The organism is Georgenia muralis, assembly GCF_003814705.1.
GTDB lineage: Bacteria > Actinomycetota > Actinomycetes > Actinomycetales > Actinomycetaceae > Georgenia > Georgenia muralis.
On record NZ_RKRA01000001.1, the window covers coordinates 3368619 to 3388510 of the forward strand.

Genomic DNA, 19892 nt, shown 5'->3' on the forward strand with positions numbered 1-19892 from the left:
CCCATGCGCACTCTGTGCTGGGATCGCACTCACTTTACCGCGGAACTGTTCGGACGGGCGGGAACCGACCGTGGGCCCCTTTGATCCCCAGCAGACGGCAGCCCGTTCAGAGCGATCGCTTCAGGTCGCATATCAGCCTGCTACCGCCAACACGGATAGTGACCGACGTACTCGGACTGCAGTGAATCCGTCCCGGTTGGTGTGTCAGAACTGGTGTCAACCGTTCATCCCATCGAACTCCTCGTCGTGCTGCTCGACCTGCTCGTCGCGACCGCGGCAGCCGGCAGCGCCGGGCCGGGCGCTGGCGCCGCGTCGGCGGCCGACGGGTCGTCCTTCTCGACGCCCACCCCTTCGACGAACGGCTCGTCGCGGTCGCTCCCGCCGCGGTTCGCGGCTCGCGGCAAGCAAGCCGCGAACCAGCACCGCACCCAACCCTCGCGCCGGACCAGCACAACATGTGGTGCCCAGGTTCGCGTAGGCCCCTAGGTGTAGTATCCATACCACAGCGGAGTAGTTCCAGCCCTGTAGTTCATTGCGGCACCCGCGAACACGCGGCACGAACTTGACAGGTGACACAGGACACAGTCCCGGCCCCGGTCAGGAAGGACCAGGAACCATGACTCAGACCGCGCTGGCCGCACCAGTCGGCGATCTCGGGCACCTCCTCCGTGGCGGCCTCGCAGCGCTCGACATCACGCAGTTCGAGTTCGAGCAAGTGGTTCGGCGGTACGAGCAGCTCGGCGAGGTGCTCGATAAGCAGTGGTCCTCGACCTACGGGCAGAACGCAGTCTTCCCGCAGGGATCGTTCAAGCTCGGGACTGTAGTTCGCAACGTCCACCGCAACGACGACATCGACATCGATCTCGTGGCCAAGCGTGACATCGCAAAGACCTCCATCAGCCAGCAAGAGCTCAAGGAGGAGATCGGACAAGCGGTTCGCACCTTCGCCCGGACTCCGGACAGCGGGCGCCCCAACGTCGAGGAAAGCTCCCGGTGCTGGACCCTCACGTGGCCGGATATGCACATGGACGTCTTGCCAGCTATTCCTAACCGCGACAGTAATCGCGACGACCTTCTCATTACGGACACGGACGTTCGCACGTGGCTCTCGTCGAACCCGACGGGTTACGCAGCCTGGTTCCACGCCCGCATGAGCCCAAGCACCCTCACGGCGAGCGCCGAGGAAGCCAAGCGCCTCGACATCGAAGGCGTGCCGGAGTGGCGCCGACGCACCACTCTTCAGCGCGTGGTCCAGGCGCTCAAGCGGCACCGCGACGTGCACTTCGCCGAGCACCTGCACGACCGGCCCGCGTCGATCGTGATCACGACCCTTGCAGCGCACGCGTACGCAGGAGGCACAGGCCTGTACGACTCGCTACGCCAAGTCGTCTCCCAGATGGGCTCCTACCTCGAGTGGAGTGACCACACCTGGACCCTGAGCAACCCCGCGCAACCTGCGGAGAACTTCCTCGACGGCTGGGCAGCGGAGCCCACTCGCGCCGAGCACTTTTTCGAGTGGCTTCGCGCCGCCCAGGACACGTTCTCCGGGTTCGAGTCCAAGTCCGGACTGCATGAAGTCCTTCCGCTGCTCGAGGCCAGCTTCGGGCGCCGCTTCGCACGGGGTGCGAACGACGCACTCAGCGAGACCCTCGACGGCGCCCGGCACAACAAGGCGTTGAGGATGCAGACTGGCGGCACGCTGGCCATCGCGTCCACGGCGTCCGCCGCCCAAGGCTCCCGTACAGTGAAAGGACACCACTTTGCCGGTGGTTTATCGCCGCGGTGACGCGAACCTAGCGCTTCAAGCCCTGTGTCTGTCCAAGGCCTTCCCCTCGAGCTCCGCCGAGCTCACGCGGGGCCACCTCATCTGGACTGGAAGCGTGCGCCCACTGGACCTGTGCGACACCTACCTCTTGCGGCTCGAGGCCGAGCACGCGCGAGTGCCGTCGATTTACGTGATGGAGCCGGAACTTATCGCGAACGAGTCGGGTCTCCTCCCCCACGTCTATGACACCGGCAGTTTGTGCGTGTCGGATCTCGGCGACTTCCGCCCCGGCATGCTGTTCGTCGACACCGTTCTCCCGTGGACCCTCGAGTGGCTAATTCACTACGAGCAGTGGCGGGCGACGGGCACCTGGTACGGAGATGGGCCCGACCGCCTCGACGGCGACTCGCAGGCGGACGTCCTTCATCCCTATAGCCCCGAACAAGCCCCATCTTCTGTTCGTGGTTCGGTGCGACTCCCTGCACCGATCAACGCTCCTTCACGCCCGCGCCGTGCTTCCGCCACGGCGCGATCCACGACCAACGCGAGGCACCGATGACCACCGCACACGGTTTCACGCCGGAGTTCCGCAGAGCCGTGGCGCGAGAACTTGAGGATTTGTCCGAGGACATCCTCTGGACGGAGAAGGCGCACTTCGCGCACGCCGAGGCCCACGCCCGCATCAACCTCTGGCTCGGCCTGACGTCCACGATCTCCGCCAGCATCGCGGCGGCCACCGTGCTCACAGAAGCGGCACCAGTCGTCACTGGAGCCGCCGCCCTCATCGCTGCAATCACCGCCGGCCTGCTCACCTTCCTCAAGCCGCGAGAGGCCGAGTTGCGTCATCTCACCGCGGGGCGGCAGCTCAACGCACTACGAGTCCGAGCTCGACAGATGATCCGCATCGACCTCGCGACTTCTGCACCAGACGATCCCCGCTCGTGGCGGTCGCTGCCCGCAGAGGTCGCAAGTGAGAAGGCGAAGATCGACGGAGAGGCTCCCGCGCTCTCTGGCCGGGCCTTCGACCGCGCAAGGACGAAGATCGAGGCGGGCCACTTTGAGCACGAGTCCGACTCGACGCAAAGAAGCTGACCACCGCCCCTGGCGCGCTCCTGCAGCAAGAGCCGGACCCGAGGGTCGTCCTCTGGCGGCTTCTTGAGAGGCGATGCTCTCCTCGGCTGTCGAGGAGAGTTGGCGACGGTGACCGGTCGGCCGATTGGTGTCAAAACTGGTGTCAGCCCACGCAAAGAGGCCCGCAGGAGACCACACGAAGTCCGCCTACGGGCCTCTCGCCAGCACGTTCTCTGTGTCGGGCCGACGAGATTTGAACCCGCGACCCCTTGACCCCCAGATCAAGGCAGCCAGTTCGCACCGGTCCGGAGCAGTACATCACCGCAGGTCGACACGTTTCACCGACACTCGCCGACGAACCCGAACGGCGGGTTCATCCCGAGGCCGGTGGCCTCCTGCCGCGGGTGGGTGCCGCGCTCGAAGGGCCTCATGAATCGGTCGCGGTCGGCCGCATCGATGCCGGTGCCGTGGTCGCGGATCGTGTTCCGGACCCCCGTCGCCGTGACGGTGGCGGTTACGCACACCGTCGACCCGTCGGGTGCGTAGGTCACGGCGTTGTCGAGCAACTCGCGGAGCGCACGCCGCAGACGACTCGGGCTCCCCACACAGCTCACCGCTCCACCGGTGGAGACGTCCAGGCGGATACCTCGTGCTTCGGCTCGGTCCATGTAGGTCGCGACCTCATCGGCCAGCACGTGCGAGACGTCGACCGTGTCCCGGACGTTGATGCCGAGGCAGACGACATCGATGAGCTCACCTATACCGGCCACCACGTCGTTGAGTCGAAGGCCTGACCGCAGGATGCAGGCGAGCGAGCATTGGACGTCCTCGGGAAGCTCGTGCCCGTGGTCGATCAGCATCTCGGAGTTCAACATGATCACCGCGACGGGTGTCCGCAGGTGGTGGTTGACCGACTCGACGACTGCTCGGCTGAGCGCTTCGCTCACGTTGGGCCTCCTGGTAGGTCAGGGCGCGTCGTCTCGGGTCGGGTGGCGCCTTGCAGCCTGAAGGGGGCAGACCCAAGGCGCCACAAGGGTCTCGTGGAGAGCCCTCGGCACCATCGTGATGCGGGTCTCGAGCGCGGAGCGGACCAGCAACGACCCCGCGCGATCTGGCCAGGCGACGGCGTTCGCCGGCTCACTGAAGCACCTCACACGTGTCGGTGGCGCCCCTTGCTTCACGCCGCCCGATGGTCCGACACTTCTGGGATGAGGCAGGACGGTCGGAATAACTCGCGCAGGCCGGCCGCCTTGCGATGAGTGGCTATGTGGTGGTGATCGGGCTTGTCTCTGCGCCTGGTACCGCCGCCGAGGTCGCGTCGAACCTCGCCGACGACCTGCGCGCAGACTTGAGCGAGCGACTGCCCACCGTCGAGTGGCGGGTGCCGACGGTGGTCGACGTCCTGGTCAGCCCACCTGCCGATGACGCCATCATCGTCGCCGCAGCGAGGGAGAGGCTCCTGGACGAGGCCTGGGACCTGGTCGTCTGCCTCACCGACCTGCCGCTCGAGGTCCACCGGCGCCCAGTGGTGGCCCACGCCAGCCCCCTGCACGGCGTGGCGGTCGTGTGCTTGCCGGCGCTCGGCGCCATCGGACTGCGTCGTCGCACGCGTGACACCGTCGTGGGACTCGTGCGCACGTTGCTCGGGGACACGGAGGACCACGCGCTGCCGGGCTCCGTCGCGGGGCTGCGGCGCCGCGCACATGAGCTCGGGAGGCAGCAGGAAGGCGCGGACGGCAGCGTCAGGTTCACCGCGAGGGTCCTGAGCGGGAACGTGCGACTCCTGACCGGGATGATCCGAGCCAACCAGCCGTGGAGACTCGCCATCGGTCTCTCGAGAGCCTTGACCGCCGCCCTGGCGACCGGGGTCCTCGCGCTCGTCACCTCCGACATCTGGCAGCTCGGCGACGCCCTCGGCTGGGCCAGGCTCTCGGCGGTCGGGGTGGGATCTGTCGTGGCGATCACCGTCGCGCTGATCGTCGGAGCGGGACTGTGGGAACGCTCATCGACCATGGATGGTCGCAAGCAGGTGACCCTCTTCAACCTGGCCACGACGGGCACCGTCCTGCTAGGGGTGCTCTTCCTGTACGCCGCGCTCCTCCTGCTCGCGATGCTGACGTCACCGGTCCTGGTGCCGGCGCATCTGTTCGAGGAGAACATCGGGCACGCGGCCCGAGTCGGTGACTACCTCGAGCTCGTGTGGCTCACCAGCGCCCTGGCCACGTTGGGCGGGGCTCTGGGTGCGGGCCTGGAGAGCGACGAAGCTGTTCGGGCCGCCGCCTACACGTACCGGCAGGAGTCGGGCCGACCCCTGCCGAAGGGATGAACCCCGGTTTCCTGCGTCCCGTCGCGACGCTCCTCCATGCTCGGAAGGGACCCGTGGCCCGGCTGGGCCGCGCCACGGGGTCCCTGGCCGAGGTTCACACTGCCGTCCTGGCAGACGCCTCGCCCCCGCCATCCTTGGCAGGTCCGGACCAACCTTCCCCCGAGCGCGCGCGCTAGGGCTATCCGACCCACGCACCGCTTGGTCCCGGATGCGCGCCGACGCCCGCCCGCCCAGCCCACGTCCCGGCGCCGACCCGGGTGGCGCCCTGCTCCCGGGTCGGCGGGCAGGGCACCACGGGGACCGCGGGTCAGGCCCTCGCACGAGCGTGACGTCGACCACACGGCTCAGCGCCGCTGTCAGCGGCCGTGCGCGATCCGGCCATGGTGCCGCGCTGAGCGGCTCATCAAGCGCGCTCCATGCACGGCCGGGCGGCCTAGCATGACCGGGGACGCCGGGCCGACCGCGCGACGTGACGAAGCAGGTCGAGCCCGGCCGAACACCTTTCGGGCAGGCTCGATCCCCTGGGGCGTCGAGCCCGGGACAATGCAGGAGCAGCACCATGAGCGCCACCCTCGGGAGCCGTGGGCCAGGTTCGATCGCGAACCGCGCATCGCCGCCCCGCCCGACACGGAGCGCGACGGTTGACCGCGACGAGGCCGAGCGGATCGTCGGTGAGCTCTACCTCCCGAACCGACTCGACCTGTCTCCGGGCTCCGCTCCGCTGGACATGGAGGTGACCGGCCTCCGGCTGGGGGCGCTCACCGTCGGGCGGCTGACATATGGACGCCGCGTGCGCCTGCGCACGGCTGACGCCGAGAACTTCCACGTCAACATCCCTTTGCGGGGCCGGGCCTCGTCACGGAGCGGGTCCTGCGAGCCCGTCGCGACAGGTATGGGTGAGGGTCTCGTGTTCTCGCCGGGGGCGCCTGCCGAGATGGCGTGGTCCGCCGACTGTGAGCAGCTGTGCCTGATGATCCCGCGGACACGTCTGGAGGCGGAGCTCGAGCGCCTGTTGGGTCGATCTCTCAGGGGTCGGCTCACGTTCGACTTCACCGCCGACCTGCACAACCCCATTGGACGCCGCTGGCGGACCGTCCTAGACCTCCTCGTGGACGAGCTGGACCAGCCGACGGCAGTGGGTCACGACCCCCGCGTGGGTGGCCACGTCGAAGGACTGGTGCTTGGGGGTGTGCTGCTGAGCCAGCCACACAGCCACCACGACGCCGTGGTGGCTGATCGTCCGGTCAGGCTCGGCACGGCGATCAAGCGGGCGGTGGAGCTGATCGAGGATCGACCTTCAGAGCCATGGACGGCGGTCCGCTTGGCCGCCGAGGTGCACCTGAGCGTACGTGCGCTGCAGGAGGGCTTTCGTCGGGACCTGGACACCCCGCCGATGACCTATCTGCGTCAGGTCCGGCTCCGCCGGGCGCACGAGGCGCTCCTGGCGGCCGACCGCGATACGACGACGGTCGGTGCCATCGCCATCGGCCTCGGCATCCTGCACCTGGGCCGCTTCGCGGCCGCCTACAGGGCCGCATTCGGTGAGGCCCTCTCGGACACGCTCAACCGTCCTGCCTGACCTCGGTGACTTCACCCCTGGGGTATCCGTTTTGGCGCGGAACGGGACGGACTGTTGGCCATCTGAGGCCGACTCCATCCATGTCGCTTCACACACCCGGACAGGTGCCGCCACCATCGATCGCTGCGCCGCCACGCACCGCGGGCGATACCGCGTCGTCATCGCGGATGGAAGACTGTGGCCGCTGGGCGCGGCCCACCATCCCGGACGCGCACCCGATCCACGTTCCGCCACTTTCAGCGAGCGGCTGACGGAGCCTTGGCGCCAAGCCGCGGAGGCAGGGAGCTCTTCCTTCCCCGGGCCGAAGGTCCTCCACCCGGGAGGACCCAGAACGGAAAGGCAAGCCATGCCCGGCAACAAGAATGTCCTCAAGGGCGCGCTCACGATCGCGACTGGCACTGCGCTGCTCGTCGGCGGTTTCGGGTCGTTCGCGCTCTGGTCCGAGTAGGACCCCCTCCCGAGCGATTCCATCACCGCGGGCGAGCTCTCGCTCGAGATGGGGACTGAGTCGTGGGAGGACGAGTCCCCCGACGCCGTGGACCCAGACTGGGACCCCGCCACCGACAAGCTCGTGCCCGGTGACACCGTCACGCTCACCGTCCCGGTCGCCGTCACCGCCGTCGGCAAGAACCTCGCCGGGAGGATCCACCTCGACCGCATGGCGTTCGACACCGCCGGTTTCGGGCCGAACTTCACCGTGGCCTACGACGTTGCTCCGGCTCCGGAGGCGGGCGTGATCGACGAGGCGGACGGAAGTGTCTCGTTTCTGCGCGACGACATGATCGACGACGAGATCGATGCGACAGGGACGGTCACGTTCGCGCTGTCCTCGGCGGCATCCCTGGACGAGGCCGAAAGCGCCACCGCGCTGCTGTCCAACGCGAAGTTCGTGACCACGCAGCTTCGACCGACGCAGCCCTGACCACCCTTCGCCACATGTCCGGAGCCGAGCACGGGGGCGGTCGACGGGTGACCGCGGCCGCCCCTGTGCGACGCTCGTCACCGGAGCCGAGAGGAAACATCAAAGCCGGGCACGGCATCCGGCGCATGACGACGTTCGTCGCCAGAACCACCTCCGTGGCTCTTCTCATGGGCACCTCGGCACTGGCCCTCACCTGTGTGGTGCTGCCGAAGATCTTGGGCGCCGTCCCGCTGACGATCCTGTCGGGATCGATGGCCCCGACGATGCCGCCGGGATCACTCGCCGTCGTCCGTCCCGTCGACGCCACGCAAGCCCGCGTGGGGGACGTCCTCTCCTACCAGCCGGAGTCGGACGACCCGACGCCGGTGACCCACCGGGTCATCGCTGTCACCAAGGGCGCCGAAGGCGACGTCAGCCTTACTCTGCAGGGCGACGCCAACCGCACTCCGGATGACCGGCCGGTCCGCCCCGAACAGGTCATGGGGACCGTGGTCTACGCCGTGCCGTACTTCGGATGGGTCGCCAACCGACTCAACGTGGGCCTCGGCGCCACCCTTGCCGATACGGCGGCATACGCGCTGATCGCGGTCGGGGCCCTGAGGATCCTGCTCGGACTCGGCGGACCCACACCGGCTCGAGCGCCGCGCCACAAGGGCCGTGCTGGGCGTCGCCACGACAGACCGGGGCTTCCGACCGCGGGCCAGCACCTGTGACCACCGACCGTCATCGTTGGCCCGCCCTGACGAGGTGCTCGTACGCCAGACGCACGGCGACGGCCCCCTCACCAACGGCGGAGGCCACTCGCTTCACGGAGCCGCTGCGCACGTCCCCGACCGCGAAGACGCCGAGGCTCGCGGTCTCGAACAGGTTGGTTCCTCCCGCGTCAGCGCCGGTCAGCACGTATCCCCTGTCGTCGAGAGTGATCGAGCCCTCGAGCCACCGGGTGTGGGGCTCGGAGCCGATCAGCACGAACAGAGCCGTCGTGTCGAGGGTTCGGCGCTCGTCCGTCTGCAGGTCCTGGACGATGACCTCCTCGAGGGCGAGGTCGCCTCGCAGCTCGCACACCTCGCTGTTGCGCCAGACGCGCACGCGTGGGGCTTCGGTGATCCGCTCTGCGAGGTACCGCGACATGTCGCGTTCCAGGTCGTCGTGCCGGACCACGAGATTGACCTCAGCGGCGTTGCGGGCCAGGAACAGGGCCGCCTGCCCGGCGGAGTTCCCGCCACCGACGACCGTGACCGGGTCGCCGTGGCAGATCCGCGCCTCGAACTCGGTGGCGGCGTAGTAGACGCTGGGACCCTCGAGCTGGTCGATGCCGGTGACCTCGAGGCGGCGGTACCGGACGCCGGTCGCGAGCACCACGGTGTGCGCCTCCACCTCGATCCCGTCGGACAGCCTCACGACGAAGTGGCCGTTGATGCGGTCGAGCGACCGGGCCTCGCCGGGAATCGTGAACGTGGCACCGAACTTCCGGGCCTGGACCACGGCTCGATCGGCGAGCTCGCCGCCGGAGATGCCGGCAGGGAAGCCGAGGTAGTTCTCGATCTGGGACGACGTCCCCGCCTGCCCTCCCGTCGCGATCGCGTCGACCACGACGGTGGACAGTCCTTCGGACGCCGCCGTCACTGCGGCAGCAAGACCGGCCGGGCCGGCGCCCACCACGACGACGTCGTACGCATCGCGGGGCGGCGCCTCGCTCCGCAGGCCGAGAAGCTGGGCCAGCTCGGCGGAGCTCGGGTTGCGGAGCACCACCTGCCCCTTCCAGATCACGACGGGGGTCTGGTCGGGTGAGATGCCGAAGGCTCGCACCGATGCCTCCGCGTCGGGATCCTCCTCGAGGTCGTCCCAGCGGTACGGCACCCGGTTGCGGCTCGCGAAGTCCCGCAGCCGGCGGGTGTCGGCGGAGTAGCGCGACCCGATGATCCGGAGCCCGGCGCCGAGGTTGGCGTGGATGTTGCGCCGGAGGATGAAGGCCCGCAGGATCAGGTCCCCCAGCGACTGGTCCTGGGTGACCGCCTCCTTGAGGCGGCCATAGGGGATCTCCAGCACCTCGACGTCGGTCTGGGCGACGGCGGTGACATAGACGGCCTGGCCGGTCAACATCGACAGGTCACCCACGAAGCGACCGGGCCCGTGCACGGCGATCACCCGAGACTCCTCCCCCGGGTCATTCTCCTGGAGGACCTGGACCTTGCCGTCCAGCAGAACGAAGAGGCCGCATTCGCGGTCCCCCTCGCAGAACAGCATGGTGCCCCCGGGCAGCCGCTTCCGCTCGCCGTAACGCGAGAGCAGCATGATCTGGTCGTCGGTCAGCCGGGGATACGCGCCGGTCGTATCGGGCGTCTCGGGCAGGTCCTCGAGCTCGGACTCAGACGAACTGGTCGTCGACATAGCACCACCTCCAGCTCTCCCCCGGCTCGATCGAACGCACGATGACGTGGCCCGTCCCGGCGGCGTGTGCGCGCGCGTGCCGCATGGGCGACGAGTCGCAACAGCCGACCTGGCCGCAGGTCAGGCACTGGCGCAGGTGCACCCACGGCGTGGCGAGGCGCAGGCACTCCGGGCACGCGCGCCGAGCGGGCGGCGGCACCGGCCGGATGATCGGCAGGTGCGGGTCTGGGGCGACGCGCGGAGGGGGCGTCATCACGATCCCGCCGGGAGCTTGGACTCGAGCCATGAGCGCAGCCGGGGCTCCGGCGCGGCGCCGATCTGCTTGTCGACGATCTCGCCGCGGTGGAGGAGGACCAGGGTCGGGATCGACTGGACCTCGAAACGCCGGCTCACCTCCGGATTGTCGTCCGCGTCGACCTTGACCAGCTTGAGCTTGCCGGCCATCTCTCCGGCCAGCCTCTCCAGGGCCGGGCTCACCATCCGGCACGGGCCGCACCAGGGAGCCCACACGTCGACCAGCACGGGGAGGCTCGACTCGTCCGCGACGGCGTGGAACTCCTCGTCGGTCGCGTCGACCACCCAGCGGAGCGGCGTCTGACACTTCGCACAGCGGGGAACGCCGTCGGCGGCTGCCGGCACCCGGTTCTTGGCTCCGCAGTTGTCGCACACCACCGTGGTCGACCTCGACATGTTCGCGTTCACGCGGCTGCCCACCCCTCCTACGGACTGCCGGCCGCGGTCACCGCGATCTCCCCGTCGACCACGGTGACCGAGATCGTTCCGCCGTCGGACGCGTCGCCGCGCAGCAGCGCCCGACCGACCTTGGTCTCCACCTCGCGGGAGATGTAGCGCCGCAGCGGACGGGCGCCGTACGCCGGGTCGAAGCCCTGGTCGGCGATGAAGCGGCGCGCCTCGGTCGTGACCTCGAGGGTGATCCGCATGTCGGCCAGCCGCAGGCGCAGCTCCTCGAGCTGGATGTCGACGATGCGCTCGATCTCGGCGAGCGTCAGCGGCTTGAACATGATGATCTCGTCCACGCGGTTGAGGAACTCGGGGCGGAAGTGCGACTGCAGGGTGCGCATCACCATCGAGCGTGCCTCGTCCTTGACCTCGCCCCCCGCGGTGACCCCCTCGAGGAGATGCTCGGAGCCGATGTTCGAGGTCATGATCAGCACGGTGTTGCGGAAGTCGACGGTCCGGCCGTGGGAGTCGGTCAGGCGGCCGTCGTCGAGCACCTGCAGCAGCGTGTTGAAGACGTCGACGTGCGCCTTCTCGATCTCGTCGAGCAGGACCACCGAGTAGGGCTTGCGCCGCACGGCCTCGGTGAGCTGGCCGCCCTCCTCGTACCCGATGTAGCCCGGCGGTGCCCCGACCAGCCGGCTGACGGTGTGTCGCTCCTGGTACTCGCTCATGTCGATCCGGATCATGTTCTCCTCGGTGTCGAACAGGGCCGCCGCCAGTGTCTTGGCCAGTTCCGTCTTGCCGACGCCGGTGGGGCCGAGGAAGATGAACGACCCGATGGGCCGCTGGGGGTTCTTGATGCCCGAGCGCGCTCGGACGACCGCGTCGGCCACCACCTGGACCGCCTCGTCCTGGCCGATGACCCGTTCGTGGAGCACCTCGTCGAGGCGGAGCAGCTTGTCGCGCTCCCCCTCCTGGAGCCGCGTGACCGGGATGCCGGTCCAGCGCGACACGATGTCGGCGATCTCGTCGGCGGTCACGACCTCGCGCAGCAGTCGTCGACCGCCCTGCTTCCCCGCAAGCCGGGACTCTGCCGCCTCCAGTCGTCTCTCGATCTCGGGCAGCTTGCCGTGCCGCAGGGACGCCGCTCGGTTGAGGTCGTACTCCCGCTCGGCCCGCTCGCTCTCCAACCGGACCTGTTCGAGCTCCTGTCGGAGGGACTGCACCTCGCGCAGTGCCGACCGTTCGGCCTCCCACTGCGCACGCAGGGCATCGGCCTCGGCCCGCGCGTCGGCCAGCTCCTTGCGCAGCTCCTCCAGTCGCGCCCTGCTCGCGCTGTCCTCCTCCTGCGAGAGCGCCGCCTCCTCGATCTCCATCCGGGTCACGCGCCTGGTGAGCTCGTCCAGCTCGGCCGGCATCGAGTCGATCTCGGTGCGCAGCATCGCGCACGCCTCGTCGACGAGGTCGATGGCCTTGTCGGGCAGGAAGCGATCGGAGATGTAGCGGTGGCTCAGCGTCACCGCCGCCACCAGGGCGCCGTCGTGGATCTTCACGCCGTGGAAGACCTCGAACCGCTCACGCAGCCCACGCAGGATCGAGAGGGCGTCCTCCTCACTGGGCTCGTCGACGATGACCGGCTGGAACCGGCGCTCGAGGGCTGCGTCCTTCTCGATGTGCGTTCGGTACTCGTCGAGGGTGGTCGCACCGATCATGTGGAGCTCGCCGCGGGCGAGGAGCGGCTTGAGCATGTTGCCGGCGTCCATCGCACCCTCGCCGGCGCCGGCGCCGACGACGGTGTGCAGCTCGTCGACGAAGAGCAGGATGTGGCCCTCGGCGCTCTGCACCTCGTTGAGCACGGCCTTCAGCCGTTCCTCGAACTCGCCGCGGTACTTGGCCCCGGCGATGAGGGCCCCCATGTCCAGCGCGAAGACGGTCTTGTCCCGCAGTCCCTCGGGCACGTCGCCGTCGGCTATCCGTCGGGCGAGACCTTCGACGATCGCGGTCTTGCCGACCCCTGGCTCGCCGATCAGCACCGGGTTGTTCTTGCTCTTGCGCGACAGGATCTGGACGGTCCGGCGGATCTCCGAGTCCCGGCCGATCACCGGCTCGAGCTTGCCGGCCGTCGCGGCCTCGACGAGGTCGCGACCGTACTTCCCCAGCGCCTCGTAGGTCCCCTCGGGCGTCGCCGAGGTCACCCGCTGGTGACCGCGCACCTCGGTCAGTGCGGCCAGGAACGTGTCGCGGGTCAGCCCCTGGGCGTGGAGGAGCCGACCGGCCGCCGAGCCCGAGCCCTCCTCCACCAGGGCGATCACGAGGTGCTCGACCGAGACGTACTCGTCCTTGAGCCTGCGAGCCTCACGGTCGGCCGTGTCGAGCAGGCGCGAGAGTCGTTGGGTGATGTGCACCTGCCCCGGCGTCACGCCGGGCCCGCTGACCCGCGGGCGCCGCCCGAGCTCGGCTTCGAGCTCCTCACGCAGCCGGTCCGGGTCTGCCCCCGCCCGGGCGAGCAGCGGCGCGACCAGGCCCTCCGCCTGGTCGAGCAGGGCGAGGAGCAGGTGCTCCCCGTCCACCTCGGTGTGCCCGAAGCGCAGCGCCTTGGTCTGGGCGTCGTGCAGTGCCTCCTGTGACTTCTGGGTCAGTCTGTTCATGTCCATGGAGCGCCTCCTCGTCGTGTTGATCGCCGTTGCGTCTTCTCCAGCTCCGCGATCCGGTCGAGCAGCTCGACGACCAGCCCGATGGCCGAGTAGCCGAGGTTCAGGCTCATCCGCAGCCGCTGGATCCTGGCCATCTCCCTCACCTGGGAGGGGTCGAACCACAAGCGCCCCTGCGCGTCGCGGGTGACGTCCAGCAGCCCGAGGGCGACCAGGCGGCGCACCAGCTCGGGATGTACGCCGGTGAGCTGTGCGTAGCTGTCGAGGCTGAGCCGGTAGGGCCGAGCGAGCGCGAAGTGCGTGACCGCGGTCATCGTGTGCTCCTCGCATCGAAGCCCGACACCTTCGCGAGCTCCTCGAATAGACGCTGCTCCTCGTCGGTGAGGGTGCGGCGCACGCGGACCTGCAGCTCGGCATAGAAGTCCCCCGGCGTGCCGCGCCGGTTGGGAAGCCCTCGGCCCTTGAGCCGCAACCGGCGATGGCTCGACGAGCCGGCCGGGACCTTCACCGTGGCGACGCCTCCGGGAGTGTCGACCGAGATCGAGGCGCCCAGGGCTGCCTCCCAGGGAGCGACCGGCAGGAGCGCGTGCAGGTCGCGTCCCTCCACCCGGTAACGCGGGTGGTCGGCGATCCGGACCACCAGGTAGAGGTCTCCGGCAGCCGCCGAGCCACTCCCCGGCCCGCCCTGGCCGCGAAGCCGGATCCGCTGGCCGTCGACCACGCCTGGCGGGATGGTGACATCGACCGTACGAGGCCCGTCGGGGCCGCTGATCGTGAGGTTGCGCTCGGTGCCGTGGTAGGCCTCCTCGACCGACACCTCGACCTCCGCCTCGTGGTCGGAGCCCGGGACCGGACCCGGCCCCCAACCGGCGCGGCCCCGACCGCCCCTCCCCCGGCCGCCGAAGATCCCCCCGAGGAGGTCCTCGATGTCGATGTCGTCGCCGAAGTCGCCGGCTCCGAAACCCCCCGCCGGGCCGGCCCCCGACGACCAGCGCCCGCGCGCCCCTGCCCCGGCGTCGGCGTACGTCCGGGCTTGCCGCCAGGCGTCCGGGTCCGTGTCGGGAGGGACGCGCCGGAAGTCCTCGCCGAAGGCGTCGTAGCGGCGACGCTGCTCCGGATCCGACAGCACGTCGTAGGCCTCGGCGATGTCCTTGAACCGCTCCTCGGCATCGGACTGCTTGTTGACGTCCGGGTGGTTCTGGCGCGCCAGTCGGCGATAGGCGCGTTGGATGTCGGCCGGGTCGGCATCGCGGGAGACCCCGAGGACCTCGTAGAAGTCCTTCGCCATCAGGTTGCCCTGGTGGCCACCACGACCGCGGCCGGTCGCAGGAGCTTGTCGTCCGGGCCGTAGCCGGGACGCACGACCTGGGCCACGGTGCCGGGCGTCAGGCCCTCGTCGGCCACGGTGCTCACCGCCTCGTGCACGGCCGGGTCGAAGGCCCGGCCGTTGTCGTCGCGACGCGGGTAGCCGAGGTCGGCCAGGACGCCTACCGCCTGCGCCAGCACGCCACGCACGCCCTCGACCACGGAGGCGGGATCGGACGACGCGTGCTCCAGCGCCCGCTCAAGGTTGTCGAGGACGGGTAGCCAGCTCGTGGCCACGGCCGCCCGCTCTTGCTCGCGGCTGCGGACCACGTCGCGCGCGCACCGCTTGCGGAAGTTGTCCAGCTCCGCAGCCGTACGTCGCCAAGCGTCCTCCAGCTCTGCGATCTGGCGCGCGGAATCGTCTCCCTCGGTGTCGTCGACCTGCTCCGGGGTCTCGTTCGCTGGAGCCGTGTCGCTCCCTCCCCCGGTCGTCGGGGCCTCGGTCGTCGGTGCGTCGTGGTCGGACATGGCCGTCAGTGAGCGGTGAACTCGGCGTCGATGACGTCGTCGTCGTCGCTGTCAGACGTCTCGGTGGAGGCATCGGCCGAGCCCGCCGACGTCCCGCCGCCACCCCGGGTGGCCGTACTCAGCGCCTGACCCATCTGGTGGAGCTCCCCGGTCAGCGCGCGGAGGCGGTCGACCGGTTCGTCACCCTCGACGGCCTGCCGGGCCTCCTCGACCAGCATCTCGGCTCGGGCGCGGTCGTGCTGGGGCACGGCGTCCCCACCCTCCTCGAGGGCCTTCTGCACCTGGTACGCCACGGAGTCGAGCTCGTTGCGGGCGTCGACCCGTTCGCGCAGGGCTGCGTCCTCACCGCGGTGGGTCTCGGCGTCCGCGACCATCCGGTCGACCTCCTCCTGGCTGAGCGTGGAGGTCTCGCTGATGGTCACCTCCTGCTCGGCGCCGGTGTCCTTGTCGCGCGCCGAGACGTGGAGGATGCCGTTGGCGTCGATGTCGAAGGTCACCTCGATCTGCGGCACCCCACGGGGCGCGGGACGGATGTTCTCCAGCCGGAAGCGGGCCAGCTGACGGTTGTCCGCCGCTCTCTCCCGCTCGCCCTGGAGGACGACGACGTCGACAGCCGACTGGTTGTCCTCCGCGGTGCTGAAGACCTCCGTCCGCCGGGCAGGGATGGTCGTGTTGCGTTCGATGACCTTGGTCATCACCCCGCCCATGGTCTCCAGCCCCAGCGACAGGGGCGTGACGTCGAGCAGCAGCACGTCCTTGACGTCGCCCTTGATGATCGCTGCCTGGACGGCGGCGCCGATGGCGACCACCTCGTCCGGGTTGACGGTCATGTTGGGTTCCTTGCCACCGGTCAGGCGGCGTACCAGAGCCTGCACGGCGGGGATCCGCGTGGACCCGCCCACGAGGATGACCTCGTCGATGTCGTCCGCGGTGACCTTGGCGTCCTCCATGGCCTGCTTGACCGGCCCGAGGCAGCGCTCGACGAGGTCGGCCGTGAGCTGCTCGAACGTCGAGCGCATCAGGTTGACGTTGAGGTGCTTGGGACCGGACGCGTCAGCGGTGACGAAGGGAAGGTTGACGGCGGTCTGGGTGACCGCAGACAGCTCCACCTTGGCCTTCTCAGCGGCCTCGAACAGGCGCTGCAGGGCCTGTGAGTCGTCGCGCAGGTCGATGCCGTTGGACTTCTTGAACTCGTCGGCCAGGTGGTCCACGATGCGGCGGTCGAAGTCGTCGCCGCCGAGATGCGTGTCCCCTGCCGTCGACCGGACCTCGACCACGCCGTCTCCGACCGTCAGGATGCTGACGTCGAAGGTGCCGCCGCCAAGGTCGAAGACCAGCACGGTCTCGTTCTCGACCTTCTCCATCCCGTAGGCGAGCGCGGCCGCCGTCGGTTCGTTGATGATCCGGAGAACCTCGAGCCCGGCGATCTTGCCGGCGTCCTTCGTCGCCTGTCGCTGCGCGTCGTTGAAGTGGGCCGGGACGGTGATGACCGCCTCGGTGACCCGCTCGCCGAGGAACTTCCCCGCGTCGTCGACCAGCTTGCGAAGCACCTGGGCGGAGATCTCCTCCGGCGCGTAGAGCTTGCCGTTGACCTGGAAGCGCACCGCGCCGTCCGGCCCGGCCACCACGTCGAACGAGACAGTCGTCAGCTCGCTGCTGACTTCGTCGTACTTGTGTCCGATGAAACGTTTGGCGGAGTAGATCGTCCCCTTCGGATTCAGGATCGCCTGTCGCCGGGCCATCTGCCCGACGAGGCGCTCACCCGACTCCAAGAAGGCCACCACCGATGGCGTCGTCCGGTGGCCTTCGGCATTCGGGATGACCTGAGGTTGGCCACCCTCCATCGCCGCGATCACGGAATTGGTCGTACCGAGGTCCACACCCACAGCCCTGCCCATCACCGGCTCCTTTCAGTCGATACCCAGACGCCCATGCTACCGTCGGCCTGGGTCCGGCACCCCATGAACGCGTGAGGTGAGCAGGCTCGGTGCGCTGGACGCAGGCCGTCGGCTAGGGCGACCGATGCCGAAGCGTGATGACCGTCAGCTCCACGCGGGTGTGGATGTCCAGCTTGATGAAGATGTGCTTCAGGTGGGCATCGATCGTGTGGCGTGAGACCAGCAGCACCGCGGCCATCTCCCGGTTGGTCAGGCCGTCCGCCACGTGCGCCGCGACTCGCAGCTCCGAGTGGGTCAGGGTCCGCCACCGCTCACGTGTGCTCGTCTGCTGCGCATGCGGGCCCCGGCCGCCTGCGAAGCCGTGCCGAGACTCGTCAGTCCGGAAGTGCGGGTTCACCAGCACGGTGTGGTCGAGGAGCACCGTCTGGTGCGCGGCCAACACCGTCGTGAGCGTTGCCGCGTTCAGCTGATGCAGGTCGTACACGCACAGCACGACCGCCGCCACCCGATCGACCACCTGGTCCACGGCGTTCTCGTAGAGCTCGAGGACGTTAAACGTCTCGCTCTGCCCGGGAAGCCAACCCATCTCCACCATCACTCGCAGCAGTGGGGACCCCGACTCGGCTGAATGCCCGGCACGTTCGACGAGGACGGCCGTCATTCGCTCGGCCGAGAACCGGCCGCCGGGGAGGCAGACGTCCGAGGCGGGACGGACGTCGGAGGGTGAACGGCCGCGGGTGCTCGACCGCCAGGCAGGCTCGTGCCCCGGGCCACGACCGGGGTGATCTGTCAGGCCAAGGTAGCCGTCCCCCCGCCATTGCCCCTCCTGGCGGAAGTCGAGAATGAGCTTGTTGCGCTCAGCCGGCCCCGAGCACAGCGCGCACAGATGGGGCTCCTGCGAGCACTTTTGCCTCCTCGGTGTCCACGGACATCACCCGACACGCCGAGATCCGCCCTTCAGGCTACGCCTCCGGGCCCGCGATCGGGTCCCGCGAACGCGGGATGACATGGCCGTCGCTCGTGGGCAGGGTTTCGCTGACGACGACGCGTGAGGTACCCCGGTGGTTCCAGGAGCGACATCCCGACCACGGCAGTCACTGTCCCGACGGAGACCAACCTGACGTGGCCGCTCGCGCGCACCCTGGACCTGCGACTGCCGCAGGTCGACATCCAGAGGAGGAGACGAGCATGACCCTGATGCGCTTCGACCCGTTCCGCGAGCTCGACCGCTGGACCGAGCAGGCCCTGGCCGGCTCCCGCAACCTGCGCACGATGCCCATGGAGGCACTGCGCCGCGGCCACCGCTTCCTGGTCGCCCTCGACCTGCCCGGCGTGACCCAGGACGACATCGACGTCACGGTGGAACGCAACGTCCTCACCGTCCGCGCCCGCCGCGCCCCGCTCGCCCAGGAGGGCGACGACGTCATCGTCGACGAAAGGCCCCACGGCGAGTTCAGCCGCCAGCTGTTCCTGGGCGAGAACCTCGACGCCACCAAGCTCACCGCCGACCTCACCGACGGAGTGCTCAACCTCGAGATCCCCGTCTCCGAAGCCAGCAAACCACGTAAGATCTCCCTGAGCGACCGCCCGGTGACCACCGCCGCTGCGGGACAGTGACTCGTCACCAGCCCCGCCGCCAGACGAGAGGCAGGCATCGATGAGCCAGACCCAGTCGAACCATCACGACGAAGGACCACGGCACGGCGAGCCCGCTCGCCGAGTGATCGCCTCCTACGAGGACTACGCGGATGCCGTGGCGGCGGTCGACCACCTGGCCGACCGCAAGTTCCCGGTCGAACGGACGGCCATCGTCGGACATGACGTGAGGCTCGTCGAACAAGTGACCGGCCGTCTCACCTACGCCACCGCGGCGGCACACGGGGCGGCAGCCGGGGCCCTCCCCGGCGCGTTGATCGGTTGGGTGTTCGGGCTCTTCGAGTGGGTCGATCCGCTCAGGGCGAGCCTCCTCCTCGCGATCTACGGGCTCGTCTTCGGCGCCGTCCTCGGTGGCCTGCTCAACGTCGTGGTGTTCGCGATGCAACGCGGACGTCGTGACTTCACGACCGTCAGGATCATGCAGCCGTCCCGCTACGACATCCTGGCGGACGCCGAGGTGGCCGACCGCGCCATCCAGGAGCTGGAGGTCCAGCAGCTGGAGGCTCGAGTCGACGCGCGCCAGGAGGTGGGCGACCAGGAGGTGGGCGACCAGGAGCCACCCGCGCGATGACCACACCTTCGCCCGAGCAACGGCAGGCGGTTGCTCCGCGGGCCAGGGCGCCCATAGCCACCGGCGCGCACGGGCCGGTCTCGGTCCGAGGCGTGACCGACCCTGCTCAGGCAGAGGTGCTGGTGCGTGACGCGTACCTCCCGAACCGCTTGAGGGTCTCTCCGCGCCGGAGCCGCCTGGACATGTCGCTGGCCGCGCTCAGGCTCGGCCAGCTGACGGTGGGGCGACTGGGCTACGGGCAAGAGGTCCGGGTGGTGACGGACGAGGCGACGAACTTCCACGTCGACGTCCCCCTTGCCGGGCACGCGGAGATGGGCGCAGGTGGAACCGAGGTCGTCGCCGCTCCCGGGGACCATGCCGCCGTCTTCCCCCTGGTGAGCCTGCACGGATGCGTTGGAGTGCCGACTGTGTCCAGGTGTGCCTCATGATCCCGCCGGGAGTCCTGAAGGCGTAGCTCGACGAGCTCCTCGGGCGTTCGGCGGTGCGTCCGCTCCGCTTCGACTTCGCCATGGACCCTGCGGGGTCCCCTTGGACGTTCCTGGACCGAG

Annotated in this window: 20 protein-coding genes; 10 read left to right on the top strand and 10 right to left on the bottom strand. The window is 69.3% G+C overall.

All coding sequences use genetic code 11. From position 1 onward, the window contains the following. Nucleotides 1–616: 616 nt before the first annotated feature. Genes EDD32_RS15215 through EDD32_RS15225 form a run of 3 tightly spaced genes read left to right on the top strand, consistent with a single transcriptional unit; the run spans nt 617 to nt 2857 of the window. Nucleotides 617–1786, top strand: a complete 1170-nt coding sequence (locus EDD32_RS15215) for a nucleotidyltransferase domain-containing protein (RefSeq protein ID WP_123918812.1) — start codon at nt 617–619, stop codon at nt 1784–1786. Beyond that, nucleotides 1767–2324 carry a type II CBASS E2 protein gene (locus EDD32_RS15220; protein ID WP_484103609.1) on the top strand — a complete coding sequence of 186 codons (558 nt, stop codon included), beginning with the start codon at nt 1767–1769 and terminating at the stop codon, nt 2322–2324. The genes EDD32_RS15215 and EDD32_RS15220 overlap by 20 nt, the downstream gene beginning before the upstream one ends. Next, complete coding sequence (locus EDD32_RS15225; protein ID WP_123918816.1) at nt 2321–2857, top strand: SLATT domain-containing protein; 537 nt, start codon at nt 2321–2323, stop codon at nt 2855–2857. Before EDD32_RS15220 ends, EDD32_RS15225 begins: the two co-directional genes overlap by 4 nt. Nucleotides 2858–3174: 317 nt before the next feature. Here the strand turns inward: EDD32_RS15225 and EDD32_RS15230 are convergent, their stop codons facing one another. Continuing rightward, nucleotides 3175–3783 carry a sensor histidine kinase gene (locus EDD32_RS15230; RefSeq protein ID WP_123918818.1) on the bottom strand — a complete coding sequence of 203 codons (609 nt, stop codon included), beginning with the start codon at nt 3781–3783 and terminating at the stop codon, nt 3175–3177. Nucleotides 3784–4106: 323 nt separating this feature from the next. Here EDD32_RS15230 and EDD32_RS15235 point away from each other — a divergent pair, with 323 nt between their 5' ends. The 4 genes from EDD32_RS15235 to EDD32_RS15250 all read left to right on the top strand — a co-directional run bounded on the left by EDD32_RS15235 (nt 4107) and on the right by EDD32_RS15250 (nt 8376). Next, nucleotides 4107–5162 carry a hypothetical protein gene (locus tag EDD32_RS15235; RefSeq protein ID WP_211338851.1) on the top strand — a complete coding sequence of 352 codons (1056 nt, stop codon included), beginning with the start codon at nt 4107–4109 and terminating at the stop codon, nt 5160–5162. Nucleotides 5163–5721: 559 nt separating this feature from the next. Further along, nucleotides 5722–6741: an AraC family transcriptional regulator gene (locus EDD32_RS15240; protein ID WP_148087415.1), complete on the top strand. Its 1020-nt coding sequence runs from the start codon at nt 5722–5724 to the stop codon at nt 6739–6741. Nucleotides 6742–7312: 571 nt separating this feature from the next. Beyond that, entirely contained in the window at nt 7313–7663 is a 351-nt protein-coding gene (locus EDD32_RS15245; RefSeq protein WP_123918824.1) for a hypothetical protein, read from the top strand. A gap of 125 nt (nt 7664–7788) precedes the next feature. Next, nucleotides 7789–8376 carry a signal peptidase I gene (locus EDD32_RS15250; protein ID WP_170175318.1) on the top strand — a complete coding sequence of 196 codons (588 nt, stop codon included), beginning with the start codon at nt 7789–7791 and terminating at the stop codon, nt 8374–8376. A gap of 10 nt (nt 8377–8386) precedes the next feature. Here the strand turns inward: EDD32_RS15250 and EDD32_RS15255 are convergent, their stop codons facing one another. The 9 genes from EDD32_RS15255 to EDD32_RS15295 form a co-directional block, all read right to left on the bottom strand. Then, nucleotides 8387–10054, bottom strand: coding sequence for an FAD-dependent oxidoreductase (locus EDD32_RS15255; protein WP_123918828.1), 1668 nt, complete (start codon nt 10052–10054; stop codon nt 8387–8389). Beyond that, on the bottom strand, nt 10032–10307 hold the full coding sequence (locus tag EDD32_RS15260; RefSeq protein WP_123918830.1) for a UBP-type zinc finger domain-containing protein: 276 nt from the start codon (nt 10305–10307) through the stop codon (nt 10032–10034). The genes EDD32_RS15255 and EDD32_RS15260 overlap by 23 nt, the downstream gene beginning before the upstream one ends. Continuing rightward, a complete protein-coding gene (gene trxA, locus EDD32_RS15265) occupies nt 10307–10633 on the bottom strand; it encodes a thioredoxin (RefSeq protein WP_342771416.1) in 327 nt (108 codons plus the stop codon). Before trxA ends, EDD32_RS15260 begins: the two co-directional genes overlap by 1 nt. 140 nt (nt 10634–10773) lie before the next feature. Further along, nucleotides 10774–13389 (bottom strand): ATP-dependent chaperone ClpB, encoded by a 2616-nt coding sequence (clpB, locus tag EDD32_RS15270; RefSeq protein ID WP_123918832.1) that lies wholly within the window; start codon nt 13387–13389, stop codon nt 10774–10776. Further along, nucleotides 13380–13700, bottom strand: coding sequence for a chaperone modulator CbpM (locus EDD32_RS15275; RefSeq protein ID WP_123918834.1), 321 nt, complete (start codon nt 13698–13700; stop codon nt 13380–13382). Before EDD32_RS15275 ends, clpB begins: the two co-directional genes overlap by 10 nt. Next, nucleotides 13697–14674 carry a DnaJ C-terminal domain-containing protein gene (locus EDD32_RS15280; RefSeq protein WP_123918836.1) on the bottom strand — a complete coding sequence of 326 codons (978 nt, stop codon included), beginning with the start codon at nt 14672–14674 and terminating at the stop codon, nt 13697–13699. Before EDD32_RS15280 ends, EDD32_RS15275 begins: the two co-directional genes overlap by 4 nt. After that, the gene (locus EDD32_RS15285) at nt 14674–15219 is read right to left on the bottom strand and encodes a nucleotide exchange factor GrpE (protein WP_123918838.1); all 546 of its coding nucleotides are present in this window, start codon (nt 15217–15219) and stop codon (nt 14674–14676) included. Before EDD32_RS15285 ends, EDD32_RS15280 begins: the two co-directional genes overlap by 1 nt. A 5-nt stretch (nt 15220–15224) precedes the next feature. Beyond that, entirely contained in the window at nt 15225–17117 is a 1893-nt protein-coding gene (gene dnaK / locus EDD32_RS15290; RefSeq protein ID WP_123918840.1) for a molecular chaperone DnaK, read from the bottom strand. 112 nt (nt 17118–17229) lie between these two features. Further along, the gene (locus EDD32_RS15295; RefSeq protein ID WP_342771434.1) at nt 17230–18003 is read right to left on the bottom strand and encodes an MEDS domain-containing protein; all 774 of its coding nucleotides are present in this window, start codon (nt 18001–18003) and stop codon (nt 17230–17232) included. A 302-nt stretch (nt 18004–18305) separates the two neighbouring features. On the opposite strand from EDD32_RS15295, the gene EDD32_RS15300 reads away from it, so the two are divergent. The 3 genes from EDD32_RS15300 to EDD32_RS20035 are packed head-to-tail and all read left to right on the top strand — an operon-like array spanning nt 18306 to nt 19772. Beyond that, nucleotides 18306–18734: an Hsp20/alpha crystallin family protein gene (locus EDD32_RS15300; RefSeq protein ID WP_123918842.1), complete on the top strand. Its 429-nt coding sequence runs from the start codon at nt 18306–18308 to the stop codon at nt 18732–18734. A 40-nt stretch (nt 18735–18774) separates the two neighbouring features. Further along, complete coding sequence (locus EDD32_RS15305; protein ID WP_211338853.1) at nt 18775–19344, top strand: YflT domain-containing protein; 570 nt, start codon at nt 18775–18777, stop codon at nt 19342–19344. Further along, nucleotides 19341–19772: an AraC-like ligand-binding domain-containing protein gene (locus EDD32_RS20035; protein ID WP_123918844.1), complete on the top strand. Its 432-nt coding sequence runs from the start codon at nt 19341–19343 to the stop codon at nt 19770–19772. Before EDD32_RS15305 ends, EDD32_RS20035 begins: the two co-directional genes overlap by 4 nt. Nucleotides 19773–19892: the final 120 nt, after the last annotated feature.